This window comes from Klebsiella sp. KPN54798 (assembly GCF_021184225.1).
GTDB classification, from domain to species: Bacteria; Pseudomonadota; Gammaproteobacteria; order Enterobacterales; family Enterobacteriaceae; genus Klebsiella; species Klebsiella pneumoniae.
Map to the genome: position 1 here is coordinate 5,079,472 of NZ_CP089234.1, position 16,335 is coordinate 5,095,806.

The 16,335-nt window shown below is 57.9% G+C and carries 17 protein-coding genes; 5 read left to right on the forward strand and 12 right to left on the reverse strand.

What is annotated here, in order from left to right:
- Positions 1–159: 159 nt before the first annotated feature.
- Positions 160–1,143, forward strand: a complete 984-nt coding sequence (locus tag LPQ25_RS24375) for a quinone oxidoreductase (protein ID WP_002884941.1) — start codon at positions 160–162, stop codon at positions 1,141–1,143.
- Positions 1,144–1,325: 182 nt separating this feature from the next.
- Here LPQ25_RS24375 and pspG read toward each other — a convergent pair whose 3' ends face one another.
- The 3 genes from pspG to LPQ25_RS24390 form a co-directional block, all read right to left on the reverse strand.
- Positions 1,326–1,568 (reverse strand): envelope stress response protein PspG, encoded by a 243-nt coding sequence (gene pspG, locus LPQ25_RS24380; protein ID WP_004894969.1) that lies wholly within the window; start codon positions 1,566–1,568, stop codon positions 1,326–1,328.
- 139 nt (positions 1,569–1,707) lie between these two features.
- Entirely contained in the window at positions 1,708–2,706 is a 999-nt protein-coding gene (dusA, locus tag LPQ25_RS24385; protein WP_025368550.1) for a tRNA dihydrouridine(20/20a) synthase DusA, read from the reverse strand.
- Between the two features lie 100 nt (positions 2,707–2,806).
- Positions 2,807–3,295: a cupin domain-containing protein gene (locus LPQ25_RS24390; protein ID WP_002884935.1), complete on the reverse strand. Its 489-nt coding sequence runs from the start codon at positions 3,293–3,295 to the stop codon at positions 2,807–2,809.
- Positions 3,296–3,544: 249 nt separating this feature from the next.
- Here LPQ25_RS24390 and zur point away from each other — a divergent pair, with 249 nt between their 5' ends.
- Complete coding sequence (zur, locus tag LPQ25_RS24395; protein ID WP_002884931.1) at positions 3,545–4,060, forward strand: zinc uptake transcriptional repressor Zur; 516 nt, start codon at positions 3,545–3,547, stop codon at positions 4,058–4,060.
- A gap of 94 nt (positions 4,061–4,154) precedes the next feature.
- Here zur and LPQ25_RS24400 read toward each other — a convergent pair whose 3' ends face one another.
- The gene (locus LPQ25_RS24400) at positions 4,155–4,364 is read right to left on the reverse strand and encodes a CsbD family protein (protein WP_004151747.1); all 210 of its coding nucleotides are present in this window, start codon (positions 4,362–4,364) and stop codon (positions 4,155–4,157) included.
- Positions 4,365–4,429: 65 nt separating this feature from the next.
- Here LPQ25_RS24400 and LPQ25_RS24405 point away from each other — a divergent pair, with 65 nt between their 5' ends.
- Positions 4,430–4,579 (forward strand): hypothetical protein, encoded by a 150-nt coding sequence (locus LPQ25_RS24405; RefSeq protein ID WP_226340387.1) that lies wholly within the window; start codon positions 4,430–4,432, stop codon positions 4,577–4,579.
- A 19-nt stretch (positions 4,580–4,598) separates the two neighbouring features.
- On the opposite strand, the gene dinF is transcribed toward LPQ25_RS24405, so the two are convergent.
- From dinF to LPQ25_RS24420, 3 genes are all read right to left on the reverse strand, one after another.
- Positions 4,599–5,915 carry an MATE family efflux transporter DinF gene (gene dinF, locus LPQ25_RS24410; RefSeq protein WP_004151748.1) on the reverse strand — a complete coding sequence of 439 codons (1,317 nt, stop codon included), beginning with the start codon at positions 5,913–5,915 and terminating at the stop codon, positions 4,599–4,601.
- A gap of 69 nt (positions 5,916–5,984) precedes the next feature.
- Positions 5,985–6,593, reverse strand: coding sequence for a transcriptional repressor LexA (gene lexA / locus LPQ25_RS24415; RefSeq protein WP_002884822.1), 609 nt, complete (start codon positions 6,591–6,593; stop codon positions 5,985–5,987).
- Positions 6,594–6,715: 122 nt separating this feature from the next.
- Positions 6,716–7,084, reverse strand: coding sequence for a diacylglycerol kinase (locus LPQ25_RS24420; protein ID WP_002884819.1), 369 nt, complete (start codon positions 7,082–7,084; stop codon positions 6,716–6,718).
- 128 nt (positions 7,085–7,212) lie between these two features.
- On the opposite strand from LPQ25_RS24420, the gene plsB reads away from it, so the two are divergent.
- Positions 7,213–9,636 carry a glycerol-3-phosphate 1-O-acyltransferase PlsB gene (gene plsB / locus LPQ25_RS24425; protein WP_004178269.1) on the forward strand — a complete coding sequence of 808 codons (2,424 nt, stop codon included), beginning with the start codon at positions 7,213–7,215 and terminating at the stop codon, positions 9,634–9,636.
- Between the two features lie 48 nt (positions 9,637–9,684).
- Here plsB and ubiA read toward each other — a convergent pair whose 3' ends face one another.
- From ubiA to malK, 5 genes are all read right to left on the reverse strand, one after another.
- The gene (gene ubiA, locus LPQ25_RS24430) at positions 9,685–10,551 is read right to left on the reverse strand and encodes a 4-hydroxybenzoate octaprenyltransferase (RefSeq protein ID WP_002884808.1); all 867 of its coding nucleotides are present in this window, start codon (positions 10,549–10,551) and stop codon (positions 9,685–9,687) included.
- A gap of 12 nt (positions 10,552–10,563) precedes the next feature.
- Complete coding sequence (gene ubiC, locus LPQ25_RS24435) at positions 10,564–11,061, reverse strand: chorismate lyase (RefSeq protein ID WP_002884807.1); 498 nt, start codon at positions 11,059–11,061, stop codon at positions 10,564–10,566.
- 187 nt (positions 11,062–11,248) lie between these two features.
- Positions 11,249–12,172: a maltose operon protein MalM gene (malM, locus tag LPQ25_RS24440; protein ID WP_004151749.1), complete on the reverse strand. Its 924-nt coding sequence runs from the start codon at positions 12,170–12,172 to the stop codon at positions 11,249–11,251.
- Between the two features lie 114 nt (positions 12,173–12,286).
- A complete protein-coding gene (locus tag LPQ25_RS24445; RefSeq protein ID WP_002884747.1) occupies positions 12,287–13,576 on the reverse strand; it encodes a maltoporin in 1,290 nt (429 codons plus the stop codon).
- Between the two features lie 83 nt (positions 13,577–13,659).
- Complete coding sequence (gene malK, locus LPQ25_RS24450) at positions 13,660–14,769, reverse strand: maltose/maltodextrin ABC transporter ATP-binding protein MalK (RefSeq protein ID WP_002884743.1); 1,110 nt, start codon at positions 14,767–14,769, stop codon at positions 13,660–13,662.
- Positions 14,770–15,139: 370 nt separating this feature from the next.
- Between malK and malE the strand changes: the two genes are divergently transcribed.
- Complete coding sequence (gene malE / locus LPQ25_RS24455) at positions 15,140–16,330, forward strand: maltose/maltodextrin ABC transporter substrate-binding protein MalE (RefSeq protein WP_002884740.1); 1,191 nt, start codon at positions 15,140–15,142, stop codon at positions 16,328–16,330.
- The last annotated feature ends 5 nt before the right edge of the window (positions 16,331–16,335 follow it).

Genomic DNA, 16,335 nt, shown 5'->3' on the forward strand with positions numbered 1-16,335 from the left:
TTCACCGATCCGGAAAAGAGCGTGACAGTATAGCGAGAAAGCCATTGCCGCTAAAGAACCCATTAAGCGTGGCAGGCCTGAGGCGGGTAAGAAAATCCGTCGCCGCCGGCGCAGGCTGTTAAGCTTACTGAATAATCTCGGAACAACACAGGAGCGAACATGGCAACACGCATCGAATTTTCGAAACACGGGGGACCGGAGGTGCTTCAGGCGGTTGAGTTCACGCCACGCGATCCCGCAGAACATGAGATTCAGGTCGAAAACAAAGCCATCGGCATCAACTATATCGACACCTATGTTCGCAGCGGCCTTTATCCGCCGCCGTCGCTGCCGAGCGGCCTGGGCACCGAGGCGGCCGGCATCGTCAGTAAAGTTGGCCATGGGGTCACGCATATTAAGGTAGGCGATCGGGTGGTGTACGCCCAGTCGGCGCTCGGCGCCTACAGCACGGTACACAATGTGCTGGCCGACAAAGCGGCGGTCCTGCCGGACGCTATCTCTTTCGAACAGGCCGCCGCGTCGTTCCTCAAAGGATTAACGGTCTGGTATCTGCTGCGCAAAACCTATGAAATTAAGCCTGATGAGATGTTCCTGTTTCACGCGGCCGCTGGCGGCGTGGGGCTGATAGCCTGTCAGTGGGCGAAAGCGCTGGGGGCGAAACTTATCGGTACCGTCGGCAGCGCGCAGAAAGCGCAGCGCGCCAAAGAGGCGGGCGCCTGGCAGGTGATTAACTATCGCGAGGAGTCTATCGTGGAGCGGCTCAAGGCGCTCACCGACGGTAAGAAAGTGGCCGTCGTCTACGACTCGGTGGGGAAAGATACCTGGGAGGCCTCTCTGGACTGCCTGCAGCGCCGCGGCCTGATGGTCAGCTTTGGTAACTCCTCCGGTCCGGTGACCGGCGTTAATCTGGGGATCCTGAATCAAAAAGGCTCCCTGTACGTCACTCGCCCATCGCTGCAGGGCTATATCACCAACCGGGAAGAACTGGAGGAAGCCTGCAGTGAACTGTTTTCGCTGATCGCCAGCGGGGTGATTAAAGTGGACGTGGCTGAAAGTCAGATCTATCCGCTGAGCGAAGCGCGGCGGGCGCATGAAGTTCTGGAGAGCCGGGTGACGCAGGGTTCGAGTTTGCTGCTGCCATAAGTTGGCAGAAGGGGCAAAAGTTTAGGGCTTCCACCTGGGAAGCCCTTACTTTTTTTTAGTTCGGCTGTATGTAGGGTACAGCGCGATGAATTCGTTAACGCGCTAATAGTGACAGATTTGCGCAGCAATGCCTACGCGGTTGTCTGCAAAATTGTTCAGGTTGTGACGCACCCCTCAATACCTTAGTAACGCCAACGGTTATTGTCGCGAAAAGCGTTTCCGTTCGGGGATTTCAGCGCCCGAATAATCCACACCACCGCCACCGCCAGCAGCAGCCACGGCAGTAATTTGATCATCAAGGCGAACAACCCGCCGACGAACATCAGCGCCGTCGCCACCACGATTGCCGCGATAATCCCCAGCAGCGATACGCCGGTAACCAGCAGCATGACAAAAAATCCAATGACAAATAGCAGTTCCAGCATGGTTCTCTCCCCAAAGAATGAATACTTCACTCTGCAGGTATTACAAAAAGCATGCCAACCATAAGCTTTTGACTTTAAAACAAAACGCCCCGCGACGGTGCGCGAGGCGTGGTCAATTTCACCAGGTTTTGGTCAGAAATTAACGTTTATCTGCCACCAGCTTCAGGGCATGCTCCAGCACCGCAATATCGGCGCCGGCTTTATGCGCATTTTCGCTCAGGTAGCGACGCCACTGGCGAGCGCCGGGGATCCCCTGAAACAGCCCCAGCATATGGCGGGTAATATGGCCCAGATAGGTGCCCTTGCTGAGCTCGCGCTCAATATAGGGGTACATGGCTCGCACCACCGCTACCGGATCGGCATCCGCGCCGGCGACGCCGAAAATTTCACGGTCGACCGAGGCCAGAATGCCCGGGTTCTGATAGGCCTCACGCCCGACCATCACCCCATCCATATGCTCAAGCTGTGCTCTGGCTTCGTCCAGCGATTTGATGCCGCCGTTGATCGCCATCGTAAGGTGGGGGAAATCGCGCTTCAGCTGCCAGACGCGGGGGTAATCCAGCGGCGGGATCTCGCGGTTCTCTTTTGGACTCAGGCCGGAGAGCCAGGCTTTGCGGGCGTGAATAATAAACATCTCACACTCGCCCTTGCCGGAGACCGTCTCAATGAAATCGCACAGAAACTCATAGCTATCCTGGTCGTCAATGCCGATACGGGTTTTCACCGTGACCGGAATCGACACCACATCGCGCATCGCCTTGATGCAGTCGGCCACCAGTGGCGCATTGCCCATCAGGCAAGCGCCAAACATCCCGTTCTGCACGCGGTCGGAGGGGCAGCCGACGTTGAGGTTGATCTCATCATAGCCGCGCGCCTCGGCCAGCTTCGCGCACTGCGCCAGGGCCTGGGGATCGCTGCCGCCGAGCTGCAGAGCAACCGGGTGCTCTTCTTCGCTATAGGCCAGATAGTCCCCTTTGCCGTGAATAATCGCCCCGGTGGTCACCATTTCGGTATACAGCAGCGTATGCCGCGACAGCAGCCGCAGGAAGTAGCGGCAGTGTCGGTCGGTCCAGTCGAGCATCGGCGCGATGGAGAAGCGGTGAGCAGGGAAAACAGGTGACGTTGATTCAGGCATCATGGCGAATAAATAAGCATCCGGGTAAAAAGGGGCGCTACTATAGCATAAAGATACACCACAGGCGCATAGTGCGCCGCGCTTCGCCCCTCACCTGAAATGATTACTTTTTCCGCGGCTTACCGTCGTGTGGACCGAAGAACTGCGGCGGATGGTCAACCCAACGATCCTGGCGCGTCGCGGCATAGCCGGGATTGAGCGGGTAATAAATGCGGTTGTACTTCTTATTGGCCTCGCCCACCACCAGCAGACGAACTTCCTGCTCGGTGTTATTGAGAAAGGTGTGGCAGATGCCGGTACCAGCGGGAAAACCCACGCTGTCGCCGGGCTCCAGCTTCCAGAGATAGCCGTTTATCCACACTTCTGGATAGCCCTCCAGCACGTAGATGAACTCTTCCTCATCGCTCTCCGCGTGTGGATAAGAGGTGCGCCGCCCGGGCGGCAGCCGCTCGTGGTGGATCCCCAGCCGGTTGAGACGTAAACCTCGCCCCAGCGGCGCGCCGATTGAAAAACGCTCCGGGCTGTCGGGATAAGTAGCATCGTCGGGCCCTTCCAGTTCGCGCCAGTGGCGAATGCAATCAGGTCGTTTCATCGTTTTCTCCCGAAAATGAGACACTTCAGATATAGCATACCCAGGGTCGGGCGTGTTGTGATTAAATCGGACATGGCGGTTTTAGCGAGCGGCTAAGGCGTAGTCTGCTCGAGAATAAGCGGCCAGCGCCCGGGACGGGCGCCGGTGCCGACAACCTGAAGTATGACCCGTATCACCTGCCGGCTCTCGGTGTTTTCTGAGGAACGTGATAAAGTAACAGATTCAAATTCACGCAATCCGAGGATGCTCATGGATAAGACCCCTTCGCAAGAGATGTTAGCGCATGCTGAAAAGCTTTGCGCACAGCGCGGCGTACGCCTGACTCCACAGCGTCTGGAAGTGTTGCGCCTGATGAGCCTGCAGCAAGGGGCAATCAGCGCCTACGATCTGCTGGACTTGCTACGTGAAAAAGAGCCGCAGGCGAAGCCGCCGACGGTTTACCGTGCGCTGGAGTTTTTACTCGAGCAGGGTTTTGTCCATAAGGTAGAGTCAACCAATAGCTATGTGCTGTGCCATCTGTTCGACCAGCCGACCCATAGCTCGGCCATGTTTATCTGCGACCGCTGCGGCGTGGTAAAAGAAGAAGCGGCGGAAGGGGTGGAAGATATCATGCATACGCTGGCGGCCCGCATGGGGTTTGCCCTGCGCCACAATGTGATAGAAGCTCACGGGCTTTGCGCGGGCTGCGTGGAAGTCGAAGCCTGCAGCACCCCGGGACACTGCCAGCACGATCATACTATTCAGCTCAAAAAGAAAGCCCGCTGAGCGGCTGCCGCAGCGGGAAAAGGGTTAACGGCGCGTCCCTGCGCCATTCAGACAGGCACTAACACAAATGCTTCATTCTTCGGATCAAGGAACGCTACCAGCGATAGTCGTTCTTATGCTCCCAGTCTGAGACTTCTTTCTCAGCCTGATCTTTCTCATAGCCGTAACGCTCCTGAATTTTGCCGACCAGCTGGTCGCGCTTCCCTTCGATTACGGTCATATCATCATCGGTAAGTTTGCCCCACTGTTCCTTGGCTTTACCTTTAAACTGTTTCCAGTTACCGCCGATTTCGTCTTTATTCATAATAACGTCCTCATCATTCGGTGGGTTTACAGCCCGTTTTGTGCCGGACATGGTATTAACTATAGATGAGAATGCTGGCGTCGATTCGTTATTCGGAATTTTTAAACATCGCACCGCGGGATAACGCGAAGAGGATGTTCCCGGCTTGCGCCACGCTGAGCCGGGCTATTGAATCGCCCTGTAAGCGTAGCGCGACCGGGGAAGGTCACGGCTAGCGGCAATGACGGGAGATGACTAACTAAACCATGTGCCGCGTCGCCAGTGACGACGCCAGATCAGCGCCAGCGACAGGCCGCGCAGGGCGAGGAACACCGCCAGCGCCAGCCACAGACCATGGTTGCCAAGCACCGGTAGCGTAAGCAGCGTCACGGCAAACCCCGCCGCGGCGACCGCCATACTGTTCCTCATCTCAGCGCCGCGCGTCGCGCCGATAAACATGCCATCCAGCAGATAACACCAGACGCCGACCACCGGCAGGATCGTCTGCCAGATCAGATAGCGATCGGCCAGTTGCTGCAGGGAAGGCAGTGAGGTTAACAACGCGATAATGTACTGCCCCGCCAGGCTGTAAATCAGGGCAAACGCCAGCGCCACCATGCCGGACTGCCGGCAGGCCGCCCGCCACACCTCCAGCAACTGGCTACCGTCGCGCGCGCCGTAAGCCTGGCCGGAGTGAGCCTCCACGGCATAGGCAAAGCCATCCAGCGCGTAGGCGGTAAAGGTCAGCATAGTCATCAGTACGGCGTTAACCGCCACGATGTCGCTGCCCAGACGGGCGCCGAATACGGTCAGCGCGCCAAAGCACAGCTGCAGCAGCAGCGAGCGCAGCATGATGTCCCGATTCAACGCCAATAAACGGCGCAGATCCCCGCGCCAGGCGTTTTTCAGCATCGCCAGCGACACGCCGCGCAGCGTCAGCACCCGCTTCGCCATCAGCAGGCCAATAATGAGGGTGGCGTACTCCGCGGTGACCGTGGCCAGCGCCGCACCCTGGACGTTCATCCGCAGGCCCATCACCAGCCACAGATCGAGCACAATATTCAACAGATTACCCACCACCAGCAGAATAACCGGCGCCCGGGCGTACTGGACGCCCAGCAGCCAGCCGAGCAGCACCAGGTTGGCCAGCGAGGCGGGGGCGCTGAGCCAGCGAATTTCGAGAAACCGTCTCGCCTGCTCAAGCACCGCCTCGCTGCCGCCGACAATATGCAGAGCGAGGTCAATTAGCGGCAGGCGAAGCAGGATAATCAGCACCCCGGCGCCCAGCGCCAGGGCCAGCGGCTGCACCAGCGCCCGCGCCAGGCGCTGCGGATCTTTGGCGCCCCAGGCCTGAGCGGTGAGCCCGGTGGTGCTCATGCGCAGGAACAGCAGCAGCATGAAGAGGAAACTGGTGGCCGTCGCCCCGACCGCTACGCCGCCGAGGTATACCGGGCTGTCCAGGTGGCCGATCACCGCCGTATCCACCAGCCCCAGCAGCGGGACGGTGATGTTGGAGAAAATCATAGGGAGGGCAAGACGCCACAGCGCTTTATCGGCAGCGTTGAGCAGCATGTTTGAGGACCTGATTGAGGAAAAACGTCGCAGCGTCACGCAACAGATGACGCTGCGCAGAGGCAGGCGCTACAGCCATTCTCCATTACGGATCACGCCAACGGCCAGACCCTCAATGGTAAAACTCTGCTGGCGCAGATCGACGACGATCGGGGAAAACTCGCTGTTTTCCGGCAACAGTTCAACGACATTGCCCTGCTTTTTCAGACGCTTCACCGTCACTTCTTCATCGATACGCGCGACAACCACCTGGCCGTTACGCACATCCTGGGTTTTGTGGACCGCCAGCAAATCGCCATCCAGAATACCGATGTCTTTCATCGACATCCCACTGACGCGCAGCAGGAAATCGGCGTTGGGCTTAAACATCGACGGGTCGACCTGATAGTGGCCTTCAATATGCTGCTGCGCCAACAGCGGCTCACCGGCGGCGACGCGGCCAATCAGCGGCAGGCCTTGCTCTTCTTCCGTCAGCAGGCGAATACCGCGAGAAGCGCCGGAGACGATCTCGATCGCGCCTTTACGCGCCAGCGCTTTCAGGTGTTCTTCCGCCGCGTTTGGGGAACGGAACCCCAAGCGCTGAGCAATTTCCGCACGCGTCGGCGGCATGCCCGTCTGGCTGATATGATCCCTAATGAGATCAAACACCTCTTGCTGCCTGGTCGTTAACGCTTTCATTCCGCCCCCTGGGTGTATATACAGTTATGCTGTGAGTATATACAGCTAACGGTGATTTTGGAACCACATGGCACACAAAAATCGGCGGATTGTTCATATTTTGCGAGGGTTAGCGAAGAACGTTAGTGATAATGGCTCCACAGCAGCGTTCCCCAGGTGATCAGCGCGATGATAATCGCCAGCAGAACCGCCGCCGACCCCATATCTTTGGCCCGCCCTGAAAGCTCGTGAAAATCCGAGCCGATACGGTCCACAACCGCTTCAATCGCGCTGTTGAGAATTTCGACTATCATCACTAGCAGGACCGAGCCAATCAGCAATACGCGGGTGATGGCGTCGACGTCCAGCCAGCAGGCTACCGCGACGGCCACGATAGCGGCGACGCCTTCCTGACGAAACGCAGCCTCGTTGATCCACGCCGCGCGAAATCCTTTCCAGGAGTAACCTGCCGCCTTAATGATCCGGGTTAACCCGGTGGTATTATTGGCCATCACAAAACCTTTTTACGTAAATGACGTCGATGAGTGTGCGCGTTTGCCGCGTGGTAACGGAAATTTTGCCCACTTTCTGTTATTCTTGCCGCGCATTTGCATGATTAACCAGAGGCTTCACATCGTTTATGTCCGGCTGGCAACGAATTTACTATAAATTACTGAATTTACCATTACAGGTGCTGGTAAAAAGCAAGTCTATTCCGGCAGAGCCTGCCCAGGAATTAGGACTCGATACCTCGCGTCCGGTCATGTACGTCCTGCCCTATAATTCGAAGGCGGACCTGCTGACGCTGCGCGCCCAATGCCTGGCGCATGATTTACCTGACCCGCTTGAACCGCTGGAAATCGACGGCGCCCTGCTGCCGCGTTACGTATTCATCCACGGTGGGCCGCGCGTATTTACTTATTACACGCCAAAAGAAGAGTCCATCAAGCTGTTCCACGATTACCTCGATCTGCACCGCAACCATCCGGACCTCGATGTGCAAATGGTGCCGGTTTCGGTCATGTTCGGCCGTTCGCCGGGTCGCGAGAAAGGAGAAGTCAATCCGCCGCTGCGGATGCTGAACGGCATTCAGAAATTTTTCGCCGTCTCCTGGCTCGGCCGCGACAGTTTCGTGCGCTTCTCGCCGTCCGTTTCGCTGCGCCGCATGGCGGATGAGCACGGTACCGATAAGATCATCGCCCAGAAGCTGGCTCGCGTCGCTCGCATGCATTTTGCCCGCCAGCGGCTGGCCGCCGTTGGCCCGCGTCTGCCGGCCCGCCAGGATCTGTTTAATAAACTGCTGGCCTCGAAAGCGATTGCCCGCGCGGTGGAAGACGAAGCGCGCAGCAAGAAAATTTCGCACGAGAAGGCACAGCAGAACGCTATCGCGCTGATGGAAGAGATTGCGGCGAACTTCTCATACGAGATGATCCGCCTGACCGACCGCATTCTCGGCTTCACCTGGAACCGCCTGTACCAGGGCATCAACGTGCATAACGCCGAGCGCGTACGCCAGCTGGCGCACGACGGCCATGAAATTGTCTATGTCCCCTGCCACCGCAGCCACATGGACTATCTGCTGCTCTCCTACGTCCTGTACCATCAGGGGCTGGTCCCTCCGCATATCGCGGCGGGCATCAACCTCAACTTCTGGCCGGCCGGACCGATCTTCCGCCGCCTCGGCGCCTTCTTTATTCGCCGCACCTTTAAGGGCAACAAGCTCTATTCCACCGTGTTCCGCGAATACCTTGGCGAACTGTTCAGCCGCGGCTATTCCGTGGAGTATTTCGTCGAAGGCGGCCGCTCCCGTACCGGCCGTCTGCTCGATCCGAAGACCGGTACGCTGTCGATGACCATCCAGGCGATGCTGCGCGGCGGAACCCGACCGATCACCCTGGTGCCGATTTACATCGGCTATGAGCACGTGATGGAGGTAGGAACCTACGCCAAAGAGCTGCGCGGCGCCACTAAAGAGAAAGAGAGTCTGCCGCAGATGGTGCGCGGTTTAAGCAAGCTGCGCAACCTGGGCCAGGGTTACGTTAACTTCGGCGAACCGCTGCCGCTGATGACCTATCTTAACCAGCATGTGCCGGATTGGCGGGAAGCGATCGACCCGATCGAAGCGGTTCGCCCCTCCTGGCTGACGCCGACGGTGAATAGCATCGCCGCTGACCTGATGGTGCGCATCAATAACGCCGGCGCGGCCAACGCCATGAACCTGTGCTGTACGGCGCTACTGGCCTCCCGCCAGCGTTCGCTGACCCGTGAGCAGCTCACCCAGCAGTTAGAGTGCTACCTCGCGCTGCTGCGCAATGTGCCCTATTCTCCGGATGCGACCGCCCCATCCGCTTCGGCCAGCGAGCTCATCGATCATGCACTGCAGATGAACAAGTTCGAAGTGGAGAAGGACACCATTGGCGACATCATCATCCTGCCGCGCGAGCAGGCGGTGCTGATGACCTACTATCGCAACAATATCGCCCATATGCTGGTGATGCCGTCGCTGTTAGCCGCTCTGGTGACTCAGCATCGTCATCTCAGCCGCGCCGAAGTGCTGCGTCATGTGGAAACACTCTATCCGTTCCTCAAGGCCGAGCTGTTCCTGCGCTGGGAAAAAGCGGAGCTGGCCGGAGTGGTGGATGCGCTGATTGCCGAGATGCTGCGTCAGGAGCTGATCGTCGTCGATGGCGATGTCATGAGCCTCAACCCGTCGCACTCTCGCTCCCTGCAGCTGCTGGCCGCTGGCGCCCGCGAGACGCTGCAGCGCTATGCCATCACCTTCTGGCTGCTGAGCGCTAACCCGGCGATCAACCGCAGCTCGCTGGAAAAAGAGAGTCGCACCGTGGCCCAGCGTCTGTCGGTGCTACACGGCATCAATGCGCCGGAGTTCTTCGACAAAGCGGTGTTCAGCACCCTGGTGTTGACCCTGCGCGATGAAGGCTATATCAGCGACACCGGCGACGCCGAGCCGGAAGAGACCCTGAAGGTTTATCGGATGCTGGCGGACTTGATTACGTCGGATGTCCGACTGACCATTGAGAGCGTCACGCAGGACGACGCGTAACGCGGCGTTTGCTGCCCCCCGGAATGCCGGGGGGCAGCGGACAGGAGGTTACAGGTAGCTCATCGCCAGGCCGAGGAACAGCACCAGCCCGACGTAGTTATTGTTCATAAACGCTTTGAAGCAGTTATCGCGGTCGCGATTGAAGATAAGCTTCTGCTGCCAGCCAAACAGACCCGCCGCCACGAACAGCGACCAGTAATATTCCCAGCCCAGCCCATTCAGCCAACCCACCGCGCCCATCAGCGCCAGTACGGCCACCTGCAGGATACCGATAATCAGACGATCGTTTTCGCCAAACAGGATCGCCGTCGACTTGATGCCGATCTTAACGTCGTCATCGCGATCCACCATCGCATACTGGGTATCGTAGGCCACCGCCCACAGAATATTGGCGAGGAACATCAGCCAGCAGCTCAGCGGCAGCGATTCGCTGACGGCCGAGAAGGCCATCGGGATCGACCAGCCAAAGGCCGCGCCCAGCACCACCTGCGGCAGATGAGTGTAGCGCTTCATAAACGGGTAGACCCACGCCAGCGCCAGCGCCGCCACCGACAGCAGAATGGTCATGGTGTTGAGGGTGAGCACCAACAGGAAAGAGAGCAGCACCAGCACGATAAACAGCGTTCGCGCCTCTTTCTCGGTAACATCGCCGCTCGGCAGCGGACGGCGGGCGGTACGCTTTACGTGACCATCAAATTTTCGGTCGGCATAGTCATTCACCACGCAGCCGGCGGCGCGCATCAGCCAGACGCCGGCGACGAATACCGCCAGGATCCACAACGGCGGGACGCCCGGCGAGGCCACCCATAGCGCCCACAGCGTCGGCCACAGCAGCAGCAAAGCGCCGATCGGTTTGTCAGTGCGCATCAGGCGATGAAACGCCAACAGCTTATTCTGCGACAGACTCCACTCCATTTTTTCTTCCTCTTAGTACAACGGCGACGCAGGCAAAAAAAGCTCGGTCAGCAGCAGGGGTTTGCCGCTCAGCCGCAGGCGGGAACGACGCCCCCACAGCGCTGCATCGCGACCAATTTCAATAAAATCGCGGGTTAATGTCGACGACGTAAACAGGTATCGGCCCAGCGGAGTTTGCCCGAGCTGCTGTAGCGCCAGCTCCGGACCACACAGCGTCGACTCCGGCGCCACCGTGCGCCCGGCCAGCCAGGGCTCGCCATCGGCATTGAGTATAATCTCCCGCAGCCAGTAGCGCGGCTCGTCGGGCAGCAGCGCCGCTTCGTCAGTCAGCGCGTCACGGCCGATATACCCTTCGTTAACCAGGGTCACGGTGACCTGCTTTCCTTGTTGTTCAAAGCGCTGGGTCATTGAGTCCTCCAGCAGCAGCCAGTCACTTAGCGGCGGCGGCAGGGATGGCATAACGGCAAAATAGCGCAGCGCACGCAGTCGCGTAAGCGCAGGATGGGACATGCCTGATTCTCCGGTACATAACGTGAAAGCATTGTATCGCAGAATAGGCGGTTGGTGGCGGGCAAACGTCAATATACGATCATTCACGCAACAGCCATGCAACAGGCTGCCGCGCGTGCAAAAAAAGGTGCATCCCGGAGGATGCACCTAAAGGCTGTGCCTAAACATCAGCATTGTGGGGAGACGATTACCCCTTGCCTTTTACACTGCTGATAAAGGTGGAACGAGCGGATTTCGAGCCGAGGCGCTCAGCTTCGTTCATCAATTTCAGGGCTTTGTCGATGTCACCTTGTTTCACCGCCTGCTTAATACCATTGTTGAAGTAGGTTTCGGTATCGCTGAGCATCGGTTCGCTTTTGGCGGCCGGCGCCGCGGCGGCGGCTGGCGCGGCTACCGGCGCCGCGGTGTTGCCGACGGTTACCGGACCCGGGCCGGAGGAGCCGAACAGCGGCCCCACCAGCACGCTGGAAGTGCTATTAGTTTTCACTTTCAGCTTCAGCACGCCATCGGTGGTATGTTTAGCGATCGGATCCGGGATATCCGGGGCCGCATTGCCAGCGCCTTTGGCATAGGCTTTCGCCGGATCCAGCAGGGTCGTGGTCTGCTGGAGATCTTTTTCAGTGGTAAACACCAGCACATAGAGCTTTTGCTGGCCCAGCGCCGGGGTCAGGCGCATCACGCCGCCCAAGCGGTCAGCGGTCATCACGCCCGGCTGCTGATAGGTAAAGTAATTGCTGGGGAAGAACGCCGCGGGCGTCATGTTCTGGTCGAGAATCAGCACGTTCGGCGCAAAAATCTGCTTATGTTTGTTCAGTTCGCTGTCGAGCGTCAGGGTCAGCTCACCGATATTGGCCGGCACGCTCCAGGCGGCGACCGGTCCGACGATCCCCGGGACATCCAGGCGTTGACCGCCGGTGGTTAAATCAACGCTCTGCGTCTTTGATTGATCGGCAGGCGTCCAGATCAGCTGCTGCAGCGCGCTGGCTGGAATAGCCGGCGCGGCGCTGGTGTTCTGCGGTACAAAGTTAACATCGGCAAGGCTCATCCCCGGCACGCATGCCAACATCCCTGCGGATAAACACAGAGCGACGAGAGTTTTCTTCATTTTCATTCTTCTCACCTTGGATAGCATCGGTTTAGCGGTAGCCAGGCAATAGCGCGCTAACCCTGAATAATCAGGAGGGGCTGGCGCCCCTCCCAGGTTACACCCGTCCTGCGGACGGTATTACCACCACACTTCCATCTGGGCACCGAAGGTAACTTCGCTGTCGTCACCGCGGCTGGAGGTGAAAGCGCCGCTTCCGCTGCTGTCTTTCGTCTGCAGACCGGAGGTGTTGCTGTAGCCCCAGTTTTCATCCCACTTCGCGTAGGTTGCGAAGATACGGATAGCCGGACGAGACCAGACGCTGTTGCCTGCCTGCCACTGTTGAGCCAGAGTAATTTTGTACTGGTTGTTGTTTTCGCTGGTACGCTGGGATTTCACGTTGTCGTAACCGATTTCCAGCTGGGTGCTCATGATCGGCGTCCATTTGTACATCGGACGGACACCCACGGTGTACCAGGTAGAACCGTTCTTGCTGTCCAGATCCACGTCCTGGTACATTGCCACGTACATCAGGCCCCAGTCATCGTTGAAGTCCATCGCGCCGTGATCCAGAACGCGGATCATGCTGCCGTTGTTATCAATGCTGGTCCCCTGAGAGTGGCCGCTGTTCCAGGAGGTCATTGCGTCAGTGGCGTACTGAACCACAAACTTGTTGAAGCCGCCCCAGATAGACTGAGTATGTTCACCGGTCCACATCCAGCCGTCTTTCGACGCGCCGTCTTCCAGGCGATAGTCATCCTGCGGGTTAGCACGGCCGTAATCGACCCCTAACTCCAGCACGCCGCCCGGGTTGGTTTCCAGACCCGCCAGACGGATATCAAAGACGTCGTTGGCAGTTTTCGCAGCATATTTTTTGGTGTCATCGCTGGAGAAAGTATAAGAGCCGCCGCTTTCTGAGTTACGGGTAGCGGCCAGAGAGAGCTTACCGAAGCCAAGGTCAACGTTTTCCAGACCTGCACCCGGGCCGGAGATATCCCAGTAGTAGAAGTCGATCATGTGAACGTCATGACGCTGATAGAAGCGTTTACCCGCCCACAGCGTGGAGCCCGGCAGCCAGTCGATCAGGTTTTTACCCTGGATGTTGGCTTCACGGAACGCCGGAGAGGTGCTTTCCCAGTCATCTTCCTGATTCACGGAATAGGCAACGTTAGTATCGAAATAAAAACTCTTATCCCCTTCCTTCCACAGCTCCTGGCCCAGCTTCAGTTCCGCATAGGTTTCACATTCGTTACCAAGACGGTATTTACTTTGAGCGCCGGTCGCTTTGAAGCACTGTTGCTCGCCGCCGCTGCCGGTCCAGCCAATGCCGGAACGCGCGTAGCCATGGAAATCGACAGCCAGCGCCTGAGCAGACATCACGCCTGCTGCGACGGCGACCGCCAGAGGAAGTTTGCGCAGAGTAATCATCATTCTATCTCCTGAGATCATTGCTTTTCTTTGCACGCTTCGCCGGTATATCGCCAGCCGGGTTCGCGCTTTTTTAATGGGAAGCCTTACACGCCCGGCTCTTTATGCAGCCGACGACAAGCGGTGCCATCCTCACGGAATAAATGGCAACGTTCTGGCGGCAAACCGATAGCGAATGTGGCTCCCTCTTCTACCAACACCACGTCGTTCTGGCGGTAAACCAGGTTCTGACGGATGGCGGGGATCTGGATATGAATTTGCGTTTCGTGACCGAGCTGTTCGACGACCTGGACCTCGCCTTCAAGGGTTACATCGGCGATATCGCTGGGCAGTAAATGCTCCGGTCGAATACCTAAGGACATATTGGCGCCCGCCTGCACGTTGGCGCTGTCCACCGGTAGCCAGATTTGCTGACGGTTCGGCAGTTCAACCTGCACCTGATCGATAGCCGTCGCGGTGACTTTGACCGGCAGGAAGTTCATCTTCGGCGAACCAATGAAGCCGGCAACGAAGCGGTCAGCCGGATAGTGATAGAGCTCCAGCGGTTTCCCAACCTGCGCCACACGGCCGGCGTCGAGGACCACGATCTTGTCGGCGAGGGTCATCGCTTCCACCTGATCGTGGGTGACATAGATCATGGTGCGGCCCAGTCGCTTATGCAGACGGGAGATTTCGATACGCATCTGGACGCGCAGGGCGGCATCGAGGTTGGAAAGCGGCTCATCCAGCAGGAAAACGCTTGGCTCTGCCACCAGCGTACGACCAATCGCCACGCGCTGGCGCTGACCGCCGGAGAGGGCTTTCGGTTTACGCTCCAGCAGATGGGCCAGCTGCAGCACTTCCGCAACCTGAGTCACCCGCTGGTTAATCAGATCTTTTTTCGCGCCGGCCAGCTTCAGGCCAAACGACATATTTTCCGCAACGGAAAGGTGGGGATAGAGTGCATAAGACTGGAATACCATCCCAACGCCGCGTTCTGCCGGTGGGATCTCGTTCATGCGGGTGTCACCGATAAACAGGTCCCCGCTGGTAATAGTTTCTAACCCGGCAATCATACGCAGCAGGGTAGATTTGCCGCAGCCCGATGGCCCGACAAACACGACGAATTCCCCTTCGTGGATATCGAGATTGATATCTTTCGATACCACCACGTCACCCCAGGCTTTCGTTACATTTCGCAGCTGTACGCTCGCCATGCCCTTCTCCCTTCGTTACAACCTGTCACTAACAGTCACATTCAAGATGGGTCGACTATGCGGCATTCATTACGCAGGTAAATCCTCCACCCCCCGGCTTTTTTATGGGGGAGGAGATGGGAGGATGAGAGATTGGCTCTCGCCGCGGGGGATGGCGGGCGGAGCGTGATTTCGTGATGGAGGCGACAAAATTGGGCGCTTTTTTCTGTGCTCCAGGACGCAATACGGCCGTTTTTGCAATGGAGATCACACAACCAGCGGGTGGGGCGTAGACCTGGGGAGGATGGAAAGGGGTTGTTAAAAAAGGAAACTCATCATCGTTAAGCCACCGAAGTGTATCCACGAGTACAACACCAAAAAGGACGGGTATATGAAAATCAAAACTGGCGCTCGCATCCTCGCGCTGTCGGCACTGACCACGATGATGTTTTCCGCCTCTGCCCTCGCAAAAATTGAAGAAGGTAAGCTGGTTATCTGGATTAACGGCGACAAAGGCTACAACGGCCTCGCTGAAGTGGGTAAAAAGTTTGAAAAAGACACCGGCATTAAAGTTTCCGTAGAACACCCGGACAAGCTGGAAGAGAAATTCCCGCAGGTTGCGGCGACCGGCGACGGCCCGGACATCATCTTCTGGGCGCATGACCGTTTCGGCGGCTACGCGCAGTCGGGCCTGCTGGCGGAAATCACCCCGGACAAAGCGTTCCAGGACAAACTCTATCCGTTCACCTGGGATGCGGTTCGCTATAACGGCAAACTGATCGCCTACCCGATCGCAGTCGAAGCCCTGTCCCTGATTTACAACAAAGACCTGGTGCCGAACCCGCCGAAGACCTGGGAAGAGATCCCGGCGCTGGATAAAGAACTGAAAGCGAAAGGTAAGAGCGCGCTGATGTTCAACCTGCAGGAACCGTACTTCACCTGGCCGCTGATCGCTGCCGACGGCGGATACGCGTTCAAGTTTGAAAACGGCAAGTACGATGTGAAAGACGTCGGCGTGGACAGCGCAGGCGCGAAAGCGGGCCTGACCTTCCTGGTTGACCTGATCAAGAACAAGCACATGAATGCCGACACCGACTACTCCATCGCGGAAGCGGCCTTCAACAAAGGCGAAACCGCGATGACCATCAACGGTCCGTGGGCGTGGTCTAACATCGATAAGAGCAAGGTTAACTACGGCGTGACCCTGCTGCCAACCTTTAAAGGCAAACCATCGAAGCCGTTCGTTGGCGTGCTGAGCGCGGGGATCAACGCCGCCAGCCCGAACAAAGAGCTGGCCAAAGAGTTCCTCGAAAACTACCTGATGACCGATCAGGGTCTGGAAGCCGTTAACAACGACAAACCGCTGGGTGCCGTGGCGCTGAAATCCTTCCAGGAAAAACTGGAAAAAGATCCGCGCATCGCTGCCACCATGGCGAACGCCCAGAAAGGCGAAATCATGCCTAACATCCCGCAGATGTCTGCCTTCTGGTATGCCGTTCGTACCGCGGTTATCAACGCCGCCAGCGGTCGCCAGACTGTCGATGCTGCGCTGAAAGATGCACAGAGCCGTATCACTAAGTAAGAAAA